This window comes from Nocardia sp. NPDC057353 (genome assembly GCF_042667085.1).
Taxonomy (GTDB): Bacteria; Actinomycetota; Actinomycetes; order Mycobacteriales; family Mycobacteriaceae; genus Nocardia.
Window position 1 is genome coordinate 1 of record NZ_JBHVAK010000111.1, and the last position, 10441, is coordinate 10441.

9 protein-coding genes are annotated in these 10441 nt (G+C 71.3%); all 9 read right to left on the minus strand.

Annotation, left to right across the window (positions count from 1 at the left end; translation table 11 throughout):
• Positions 1 to 71: 71 nt before the first annotated feature.
• The 9 genes from ACFUUZ_RS31020 to ACFUUZ_RS31060 all read right to left on the minus strand — a co-directional run bounded on the left by ACFUUZ_RS31020 (position 72) and on the right by ACFUUZ_RS31060 (position 10307).
• Positions 72 to 1475 (minus strand): MCE family protein, encoded by a 1404-nt coding sequence (locus ACFUUZ_RS31020; RefSeq protein ID WP_378702488.1) that lies wholly within the window; start codon positions 1473 to 1475, stop codon positions 72 to 74.
• The gene (locus ACFUUZ_RS31025; protein ID WP_378702490.1) at positions 1476 to 2615 is read right to left on the minus strand and encodes an MCE family protein; all 1140 of its coding nucleotides are present in this window, start codon (positions 2613 to 2615) and stop codon (positions 1476 to 1478) included.
• Between the two features lie 7 nt (positions 2616 to 2622).
• Positions 2623 to 3855: an MCE family protein gene (locus ACFUUZ_RS31030; RefSeq protein WP_378702492.1), complete on the minus strand. Its 1233-nt coding sequence runs from the start codon at positions 3853 to 3855 to the stop codon at positions 2623 to 2625.
• Positions 3852 to 4892, minus strand: coding sequence for an MCE family protein (locus ACFUUZ_RS31035; RefSeq protein ID WP_378702494.1), 1041 nt, complete (start codon positions 4890 to 4892; stop codon positions 3852 to 3854). Before ACFUUZ_RS31035 ends, ACFUUZ_RS31030 begins: the two co-directional genes overlap by 4 nt.
• On the minus strand, positions 4880 to 5902 hold the full coding sequence (locus ACFUUZ_RS31040; RefSeq protein WP_378702496.1) for an MCE family protein: 1023 nt from the start codon (positions 5900 to 5902) through the stop codon (positions 4880 to 4882). The genes ACFUUZ_RS31035 and ACFUUZ_RS31040 overlap by 13 nt, the downstream gene beginning before the upstream one ends.
• Positions 5899 to 7083 carry an MCE family protein gene (locus ACFUUZ_RS31045; RefSeq protein ID WP_378702498.1) on the minus strand — a complete coding sequence of 395 codons (1185 nt, stop codon included), beginning with the start codon at positions 7081 to 7083 and terminating at the stop codon, positions 5899 to 5901. Before ACFUUZ_RS31045 ends, ACFUUZ_RS31040 begins: the two co-directional genes overlap by 4 nt.
• Before the next feature lie 8 nt (positions 7084 to 7091).
• Positions 7092 to 7937, minus strand: coding sequence for an MlaE family ABC transporter permease (locus ACFUUZ_RS31050; protein ID WP_378702500.1), 846 nt, complete (start codon positions 7935 to 7937; stop codon positions 7092 to 7094).
• A gap of 11 nt (positions 7938 to 7948) precedes the next feature.
• Positions 7949 to 8689 carry an MlaE family ABC transporter permease gene (locus ACFUUZ_RS31055; protein WP_378702504.1) on the minus strand — a complete coding sequence of 247 codons (741 nt, stop codon included), beginning with the start codon at positions 8687 to 8689 and terminating at the stop codon, positions 7949 to 7951.
• 139 nt (positions 8690 to 8828) lie between these two features.
• Positions 8829 to 10307, minus strand: coding sequence for an aldehyde dehydrogenase family protein (locus tag ACFUUZ_RS31060; protein WP_378702502.1), 1479 nt, complete (start codon positions 10305 to 10307; stop codon positions 8829 to 8831).
• Positions 10308 to 10441 lie beyond the last annotated feature (134 nt).

A 10441-nucleotide genomic window follows, 5' to 3' on the forward strand; every position in this document is an offset into this window, starting at 1 on the left:
GCCCGACGCGTGTTGGGAGGTAGGCACGCCCAGCGGCCGTGCGGGTCGCGGATCGGCTTGGACGGGTCCGCTCAGTGCGGGAACATGTCCGTCCAGACCGCCGCCTTGTCGGCGAGATCGGTTTGCTGGTAGAGCTTTCCGTCGGGGCCCAGGTAGTTGCCGGTGTGCGGGTCGTACTGCGCCGTCCCGAAGGAGGCGGGCGCGGTTCCGTAGCGCGAGTCCGGCGGGATGCCCTGCCCCTCCAGGTTGGGGTCGCGGGGGTAGGGGCCGAGCAGCGGCTGCTCGGTGGCGAGCGGGACGAACCCCTCCTCGCTGTGGCAGAGCGCGGCGGTGGGGGCGCGCTTGTCCGGGTTGTTCGCGCACGGGATGTTGCGCACGCCGCGCACGGCGATATCCGAGTCCTGCGGCAGCTTGCAGTACAGGTCGTCGGGGGTGTCGATGACGGAGGTGTCCTCCGGCGAGCGCCACTCCGAGGGCGGAAGGAAGCCGACGGTGCAGGCGGGCGGGTCGGAGACGCCGCTGATCCGGAAGTCGCCGAGCCCGAGCCCGGAGGCGTTCCGGTTCGGCTGCACCGCCTGGATCATGGAGATGGAGGGCGGCAGCAGCACCAGCAGCTGCTCCAGCCCGGCGTTGTAGGTGACCGCGAGCTGCCCGACGCTGGTCAGGTTGCCGAGCAGGATCGGCAGCGTCGGCCGCACCTGGCCGAGCAGCTGCTCCAGCTCCGCGCTGAACCCCGGCCCGGAGTGCAGCAGTTCGCGCAGCTGCGGGTCGTTGGCGACCAGCTGGGCGGTGACCCCGGAGAGGCTGCGGGTCCAGATCCGGATGGCGTCGGCCGACTGTACCTGCGAGTCGAGCAGCGGCCGCGCGTCCTCGATCAGGGTGCGGGTCTGCGGCGCCACCCCGTTCAGCTCGGTGGCGATGGTCTGCCCCGAGGTGAGCAGCGTCTCCAGGTCGTACTGGGCGCCGTGCAGCCCGGTGAAGAGCTCGCCGAGCAGGTCGTGCAGCGCGTCGGTGGGGATGGTGCCGACCAGCGCGCTCAGCGCGTCCAGCATCGGGCCGACCGGCTGCGGGATGGTGGTGTCGCGCCGCGCGACCACCGAACCGTCGCGCAGGAACGGCGCCGCGTCGGTGCGCGGGCGCAGCTCCACGTACTGCTCGCCGACGGCGGAGACGCTGCGCACCTGCGCCTCCAGGTCGGCCGGGATGTCGCGGCCGGAGTCGATCGCGAGGTGCGCGAGCACTCCGTCGTCGGTCAGCTCGACCGAGGTCACCTTGCCGACCTCGACGCCGCGGTAGGTGACGTTGCCGAACCGGTAGAGCCCGCCGGTGGCGGGCAGCTCGACGGTGACCCGCATGGTGCCGACCCCGGCCAGCGTCGGCAACTTCATGTAGACCGTCGCCATCACGGTCAGCCCGATCACCGAGAGCACCGCGAAGGTGACCAGCTGGAATTTGACGAAGCGGGACAGCAGCATTCAGCGGCCTCCGATGCCGACGCGGAGTGGATCGGTGGTCTGCTTGGCGTAGCCGGGGTCGCCGACGGCGGCCTGCACCACCGCGGTCGGGTCGCCGTAAGGGGTGCCGAGCAGCAGCTCCCGCCGCAACCGGGGGATGGTGAGGTCGACGGTCGCGAACAGGTTGAGGTAGTCGCCGCGCGCCGCGCCGTCGATCGTCTTCTGCCCGTACGGGTAGACGGTCGCGTAGGCCAGCGCGGCGTCGATCTGCGGGCCGACGTCGGCCAGCGCGGCCAGCGTCGGCTCCAGGTTGCGCAGGTTGGCGACGAGGTCGGCCTGCACGTCGCGGACCACCGCGGTGCTCGTGTCGCTGAAGGCACGCAGGCGGTTCAGCGCGTCGGTGATGGCGGGGCGCTCGGCGATCAGCACATCCAGGGCCGGGGGCAGCTCGTTCAGGGTCCGGGTGACGGTGTCGCGCTGCTCGGCGAAGCGGCCGCCGAGCCGGTTCAGCGCGTCGATCGAGGCGAGGATGTCGGCGCGCTGGCCGTCCAGGGTGCCCATGATCGTGTTCAGCCGGTCCAGGAGCGCGCCGACCTGTTCCTGCCTGCCGTCGAAGGCGTCGTTCAGGCTGTGGATGATCTCGCCGAGCTGGCCGAGGCCGCCGCCGTTCACCACCACCGAGAGCGAGGCCAGGGTCTGCTCGGTGGAGGGGTAGGTGGACGAATTGTTCAGCGCGATCCTGGTGCCGGAAACCAGTTCGCCTGCGGGCTGCGCGTCGGGCGGGGTGTTCAGCGCGAGGTGGCTGGAGCCGAGCAGGCTGGTCTGGCCGATGGTGGCGACGACGTTCGCGGGCACGGCGGCGTCCGGGCGGATCGACGCCTGGACGACGGCGTGCCAGCCGTCCAGGCGGATGTCGCTCACGCTGCCGACCACGACGTCGTCGACCAAGACCGGCGAATTCTGCACCAGGGTGCCGATATTCGCCATCTCCACGTCGATGGTCACGGCATCGCTGCCCTGTCCCGGCGCACCGGGCAGGGGCAGGGTTTCGACGCCGTTCCAGGCGCAGCTCGTCGCCACCGCCGCGGTACCGAGGGCCATCGCGATCGCGCGCAGCGGCCCGGCGGGGGCTATCGACTCACGTTTTCCGGAGGTGGACACGGGCTCACTACCTTCCGGGGAAGAGGATGGCCCCGAGGTCGGGGAGGGGCGGCGGGGGCGGGGAGGTCGTGTCCACCACCCGGGGAATCAGATCGTCCTCGGTGTAGATCAGGCTCTCCGGGCGCGCGGTGGGGCCGAGCGCGGGGTTCACCGGGACCGGGAGGTAGTTGAAGTTCAGCAGCCCGAGCACCGGCCCCAGGTACTCGCGGCACTTCCGCGCCCCCTCCTCGGAGGTGCCGTTCTCCAGGCTGGCGATGGCCGAGCAGACGAACTGGATCGGGTCGCTGAAGTTGTTCAGCACGAAGACGCCCGCCTCGGTGGCGGTGTCCGGGTTGTAGATGTTGTAGAAGTTGGCGATGCTCGTCGGGAAGACGTGCAGGAGTTGCTCCAGGTCGTCCCGGTTCTCCACCAGGTTCTGGGTGACGTCGGTGAGCCGCTGCACCTGCTCGGTGGCCCGATCCCGGTTGGCGGTGACGAACCGCTGCACCTCCCCCACCGCGACCGAGAGGCTCGCCAGCGCCGCGTCCAGCTCGGAGCGGCTGTCGTCGAGCACGCTGGTCAGCGTGGCGAGCCGGTTCTGGAACGCGACGATCTGCACATCGCTGTCCCGCAGCGCCGTCACGAACCGCTGCAGGTCGCGCAGCGTGCTCCCGATGTCGCCGCTGCCGTCGGCCAGCACCCGGCCGAGCGCGGAGAGCTCGAGCAGCGTGCTGCGCAGCTTCGCGCCGTTGCCGTCCATGGCCCGCGCCGCGCTGTCGATAAAGCGCCCGGTGGAGCTGGAGGCCAGGTCGGCGTCGGGCCCGAGCTCGGTGGCGAGCCGGGTGAGCTGGGTCTTCACCTCGTCCCACTCCACCGGGACGGCGGTGCGCTCCAGCGGGATCACCGCGCCGTCCGCCAGGGTCGGCCCGGTGCCGCGGTGGGACGGGGTGAGCTGCACGTAGCGGGCGTCGACCAGGCTCTGCGCCACCACGACGGCCCTGGCGTCGGCCGGGATCTCGACCCCGCGCCGCACCTCGAGCACCATCTCGGCGGTGGTGCCGGTGGGCCGGATCTCGGCGATCCGGCCGACCTTCACCCCGGCCACCCGCACGTCGTCGCCCTCGTAGATGGCGGTGGCGGTGCTGAACACCGCGGTGATGGTGCGCGGCCCGAATGCCGCGCGGTAGCCGTAGGTCCCTGCGACGGCGAGCGCCGCCACGACCAGCAGCGCACAGCAGGCGAGCAGGATTCTGCGGGTCATCGGGGCGGCTCCTGGGTCGGCGCGGGCTGGATCCCGAAGGCCTGGTCGATGAAGGGCTGGATCACCTGCGCCGGAATCAGGTTCGCGACGTAGGCGTTGTAGAACGGCCCGCCGGAGACGGCCTCGCCCTGGGTCATGGCGACCTTGGCCAGCCCGGGCAGCGCCGCGGCGATATTGTCCCGGTTCTCCTGCAGCATGGCGGCGATCGAGTTCAGCCGATCCAGGGTGGGGGCCAGCTCGGCCTCGTTCTCCGCGACCAGCCGGGTGAGCTGGTCGGCGACGGCGGTGGTGTTGGCCAGCAGCTCCACGATCGCCTGCCTGCGCGCGGCGAGCACGCCGAGCAGGTCGTTGGCGTTCAGGATCAGGCTGTTCACCTGGGCGCCGCGCTCGCCGAGGATGCCGGTGACGTCGGCGGTGGCGGCGAGCAGGTCGCGCAGCGCGGTATTGCGGCCGTTCAGCGAGCGGGAGAGCTCGGTGAGGCCGTCGAAGGCCGGGCCGATCTGCGGGGCGATCCGATCCATGGTGGTGGCGAGCATGTCCAGCGACTGGTTCAGCGCCTCGGTGTCGGTCTCGGTGACGTTGGTGGTCAGCTCGCCCACGGCGTCGGTCAGCGAGTACGGCGAGCCGGTGCGCTCGACCGGGATGGTGTCCGACGGCCGCAGCGGCCGCGAGCCCGCCGAGTACTCCGAGACCAGGGTGAGCACCCGCTGCCCGAGCAGGGAGCCGGTCTTGATCCTGGCGGTGGTGGCATCGCCGAGCACGACGGTCTCGTCGACGGCGAAGGTGACGCGCGCGTCGCCGTCCACCAGCGCGACGGCGGCGACCCGGCCCACCTTCGTCCCGGAGACCACCACGTCGTCCCCGACCGAGAGCCCGCCCGCCTCGGCGAAGACCGCGTGGTAGCGGACGGTGCTGACCCAGGTGATGAACTGCTGCGCCTGCAGCCCGAGCAGGATGACGCAGACCATCAGGACGACGCCGACGGTGCCGTGCCTGGCGAGGTGGTTTCCGCGGTACTCCAGCATTACCTGCTGCACCTTCCGGTCGTCTGCTCGATCGCGGGCAGCACCACCACGTTTCCGGCCGGGTCGTTGACCCGCACGATGATCGAGCAGATGTAGTACTGGATGAAGTTGCCGTAGGTGCCCGCGCGCACCAGCTTGCGGAAGTTCCCCGGCGCCCGGCCGAGTGCGTCGCTCAGCGTCTGCTTGTCGTCGTCGATCAGCGGCGCGAGCCGGTTCAGCTGGTCCACGGTGCCCGCGAGCGGCGGGTTGGCCTGGGTGAGCAGCCCGGCGATGGTGGCGGTGCCGGTGTCCAGCGCGGTGATCGCGTCGCCGATCGGGTCGCGCTCCGCGGCCAGCTCGGCGACGAGCCGGTCCAGCCGGTCGACGGTGGCGCCGAACCGGTCGCCGTCCCGGGCGAGCGTCTGCACGACGGTGTTCAGGTGGTCGATGAGCTGCTGGATCACCTGGCCGTCGGCGGCGAGCGCGCCGGTGAAGGAGGCGGTGCGCGCCATGAGCGATTCGACGGTGCCCTCGCGGCCCTGCACGATCTCCAGCAGCGACCAGGTGAGCGCATTCACCTGGCGCGAGTCCAGCCCCTGCACCACCGGTTTCAACCCGCCGAGCAGCAGGTCGAGGTCGAGCGCGGGCGAGGTGCGCTCGGCCGGGATCTCCGCGCCCTCGGCCAGCGGCTCCGGGGTGCCGGGCTCGTCGGTGAGCTCGAGGTAGCGGTCGCCGACCAGGTTCAGGTAGCGCACGGCGAGCTTGGTGCCCGCGGTGAGCGCCAGCGTGCGCTCGGCGTCGAAGGTGACCCGCACGGCGTGGTCGGCGCGCAGCGAGACCTCCCGCACGCTGCCGACCTCGACGCCCGCCACCCGCACGGTGTCGCCGGGGCGCAGCCCGGAGGAGTCGGCGAAGATCGCCGCGTACTCCGTCCGCGAGCCGGAGCGGTAGTCGCCGAACACCATGAGGAGCAGCCCGGAGAGCAGCAGCATGACCACCGCGAAGGCGGCGAACTTGAGCAGCGGGCCATTGCGCCGTTTCATCGCGGTGCCCCCGTCAGCAGCGGTCCGAACAGCAGCTGCTGGATACTGGCCGAGTTCAGTTCCACGGTCTGCCTGCCACTCTCGAAGGGGTTGGCGCCGGTGTCGGCGACCACGTACGGCGGCCTGCCCTCGTACGGCACCGGCAGCACCGAGCACTGCGGCCCGCCGGAGGCCGCGACCTTGGGCAGGTGCTGCGGATACATGTAGGGCTCGATGCCGAGCATGAAGTTGGCCGAGAGACCGAGCCCGGGCACATCCACCGGCTTGGAGCGGGAGAGATCGCCGAACCCCTCCAGCGAGCAGGTGAGCGCCGCCCGGTAGTCCCTGGTCAGGGTGGTGGTCGGGACCAGCGCGGCGAGCGTGCTGTCGAGCACGCCGTGGTTCTCGTCGAGCACCGCCTTGCCGGTGTCGGCGAGCCCGATCAGCCCGACCAGGAAGGCGTCCAGGTTCTGCTGCTCGGCCACCAGGGTGCGGCTGATGCTGCTCGCGTTCGCGGCGGTGTCGAGCAGCGGCTGCGCGGCATCGGCGTAGGTGTTCAGCACGGCGGGCGCGGCGGCGAGGTCGGCGGAGAGCGCGGGCAGCGCCGGGTCGAGCTGCGCCAGGAAGGATTCCAGGTCGGCGAGCATCTGCCCGACCCGGTCGCCGCGCCCGCTGGTGGCGGCCGCGATGGCGCCGAGCGTCTCGTTCAGCTTCTCCGGCTCGATCTTCCCGAGCACCGTGGTGAGCTGCTGGAAGACCGTGTTGATCTCCACGGTGACGTGCCGCGCGTCCAGCACCTGCCCGGCGGCCAGGTGCGCGCCGCCGGGCCGGGCGGGCGGGACCAGCTGCACGTACTTGGCGCCGAAGACGGTGGTGGAGGCGATGTCGACGGTCACGTCGGCGGGGATGTCGCGCAGCTCCCCGGCGTGGATGGCGAGCCGGAGCTCGGCCAGCCCGTCGGCCCTGGTCTCGATGGACTCCACGGTGCCGACGGTGACGCCGCGCAGCTTGACGTCGGCGTCCGGGTTCATGACCAGCCCGGCGCGCGGCGAGAGCACCGTCACCGGAACGGTGTCGGTGAAGCCGCCGTCGAACATGCGCAGCGCGAAGGCCACGATCGCCACGCCGAGGCCGATCGAGATCAGCCCGGCCAGGGCGCGTTTGGCGTCCGGCGACGGGCGCAGGCGGGTGCGCAGGGGCATCGGGGTCCTCATCCGGAGAGGTCGAAGTTGCCGTTGGCGCCGTAGACCGCCAGCGAGACGAGCAGGGTCACCGAGACGACCGCGATCAGCGAGGTGCGCACGGCATTGCCGACCGCGATCCCGACCCCGGACGGGCCGCCGGAGGCGAAGAAGCCGAAGTAGGTGTGGATCAGCAGGATCACCAGCGCCATGAGCATGGCCTGCAGGAAGGACCAGAGCAGGTCGATCGGGTTCAGGAAGGTGCCGAAGTAGTGGTCGTAGAGCCCCGCCGACTGGCCGAGCAGGAAGACCGTCGTCACCCGGCTGGCGATGAAGGAGGCGATCACCGCCAGCGCGTAGAGCGGGGTGATCGCGATCATCCCGGCCACCAGCCTGGTGCCGACCAGGTAGGCCACCGGCTCGACGGCCAGCGACTCCAGCGCGTCGATCTCCTCGTTGATCCGCATGGCGCCGAGCTGCGCGGTGGCGCCCGCGCCGAAGGTCGCGGCCAGCCCGATGCCCGCCACCACCGGCGCCGAGATGCGCACGTTGATGAAGGCGGAGAGGAAGCCGGTGAGCGCCTCGATGCCGATATTGCCGAGCGAGCTGTACCCCTGCACGGCCAGCGTGCCGCCGGTGGCCAGGGTCAGGAATCCGACGATCACCACGGTGCCGCCGAACACCGCGAGCGCCCCCGCGCCCATGCTGATCTCGGCGATCAGCCGAATCGTCTCGCGGCGGTAGTGCCAGGCGGCGTAGGGCGCGGAGACCAGCGCGCGGAGGTAGAAGAGCGCGTGGTCGCCGACCCGGCCGAGCGCGAGGTAGGGGCGCCGGATGCGGCGGATGTACTTGGGGTAGCGCGCGGCGATGGTCACGGCCTGCCTCCTCAGCGGACCGTCAGCTGGATGCCGATCGCGGTGACCACCACGTTGATCACGAACAGCGCCATGAAGGCGTAGACCACCGTCTCGTTCACCGCGTTGCCGACGGCCTTGGCGCCGCCGGTCACGATCAGCCCGCGGTAGCAGGCGACCAACCCGGCCACCAGCCCGAAGAGCAGCGCCTTGATCGAGGAGATGAGCACCTCGTCGAGCCCGGTGAGCAGGGTGAGCCCGGCGGCGAAGGCGCCGGGGTTCACGTCCTGCACGTAGACCGAGAAGACGTAGCCGCCCAGGATGCCGATGATGCAGACCAGGTTGTTGAGCAGGAAGGCGACCAGCCCGGAGGCGAGCATGCGCGGCGTCACCAGCCGCTGCACCGGGTCGATGCCGAGCACCTGCATGGCCGCGATCTCCTCGCGGATGGTGCGCGAGCCGAGGTCGGCGCACATGGCGGTGGCGCCCGCACCGGCCACGATGAGCACGGTGACCATCGGGCCGACCTGGGTGACCGCGCCGAAGGCGGCGCCCGCCCCGCTCAGGTCCGCGGCGCCGAGTTCGCGCAGCAGGATATTGATGGTGAAGCTGACCAGCACGGTGAACGGGATCGCCACCAGCAGCGTCGGCACCAGCGAGACGCGGACGATGAACCAGGACTGCTCCAGGAACTCGCGGGTCTGGAACGGCCGCTTGAACAGGAACCGGACCGCGTCGGCCGACATGGCGAAGAGCCCGCCCACGGCCTGCATGGGCCGCGACCCCGCCCGGACGACAGCGCGCAGCCTGCCCGGCGCCGTGGCCGTCACCCGCGGGCCGATCGGCGCCGGGTCCGGTGGCGCCGCGCTCCCGGCGACCGGCCCCGGTCTCCGCGCACGGCACGCGCCGCGTTCACGGGACCACCGTGGCGAAGGTCTTGCTCTCCAGGAATTCCTCCAGCCCGGCGGTGCCCATCTCGCGCCCGATCCCGGACTGCTTGAACCCGCCGAACGGGGTGTCCGGGGCGAAGTACAGCCCGCCGTTCACGCTGAACGCGCCCGCCCGGATCCGCCGCGCCACCGCGACCGCCCGCTCCTCGTCGGCGCTGTAGACCGCGCCCGCCAGCCCGTAGATCGAGTTGTTGGCGATCCGCACCGCGTCGTCGTCGCCGTCGTGCGGCAGCACCACCAGGACCGGGCCGAAGACCTCCTCCTGGGCGATCTCGCTGTCCGGGTCCACGTTCGTGAGCAGCGTCGGGGTGTAGAACCAACCGGGGTCGACCTTCTCGCCGCCGGTCACCAGCGTGGCGCCCTCCGCGACGGCGCGCTGCACCATCGCGTGCACCTTGTCCCGCTGCCGCTCGCTGATCAGCGGGCCCAGGTAGGTGTGCGGGTGCGCGGGATCGCCCGGCTTGATGTTCTCCATGCTCTGCTTCACCGCGGCCACGATCTCGTCGTGCTTCGCCCGCGGCACCACCAGCCGGGTGGTGATGGCGCAGCCCTGCCCGGCGTGCGAGCAGATCATGAAGGCCGCCATCATGGCGGGCATCGCGAAGTCGGCGTCGTCCAGCAGCACCATGGCGGACTTGCCGCCGAGCTCCAGGAAGACCTTCTTCACCGTCGCGGCCGCGGCGGCCATGATCCGGCGGCCGGTGGCGGTGGAGCCGGTGAAGGTGACCATGTCCACGTCCGGGTGCGTGGTGAGCAGCGGCCCCACCTCGGGGTCGTCGCTGCTCAGCACATTCACCACGCCCGCGGGGATATCGGTGTGGTTCGCGATCAGCTCACCGAGCGCGAGGGTGATCAGCGGGGTGTCCGGGGCGGCTTTGAGCACCACGGTGCAGCCCGCCGCGAGCGCGGGGGCGAGCTTCGCCAGCGCCAGCTGGTTCGGGTAGTTGTAGGCGATGATCGCGGAGACCACGCCCGCGGCCTCCTGCTCCACCCAGCGCCGGTGCTTCGCCCCGCGCGACTCCAGCACGCCGAGCTCCTGCCGGAACTCGTAGGTGCGCAGCAGCTTCGCGTAGTGCTTCACGATCTCCAGCGGGGCGTCCACCTGGGCCCGCTCGGTGAGCAGCCGGGCCGCGCCCGCCTCGGCGATGGTCAGCTCGCGCAGCTCCTCGACGTTGTCGACCAGCGCCCGGTAGAGCTGGTCCAGGCAGTCGGCCCGGAAGCCGGGGTCGGTGGCCCAGGTGGTCGTGTCGAAGGCGCGGCGCGCGGCGGCGATCGCCCGCTCGGTGTCGGCGGGTCCCGCGTTCGGGGCGTGCCCGAGCAGCTCGCCGGTGGCCGGGTTGCCGGTGGGGTAGGTGCGCTCGGTGCCGACGAGCTCGCCGTCGATCAGCAGCCTGCGGTCGGTGTTCAGCGCGGGCGCGGCGGTGGTTGCTTCGGCGGTCATGTCTCTCCCGAACCGGTGGAAAATGGCATTCTCACTTGTGAATAAGGTTACATACTTGACACAAGAATTCAATACTCAAAGTTTGCCGGGAGCGCGAAAACGCCACGGCGCGTGCGGGTTCGGCAGACAGAACC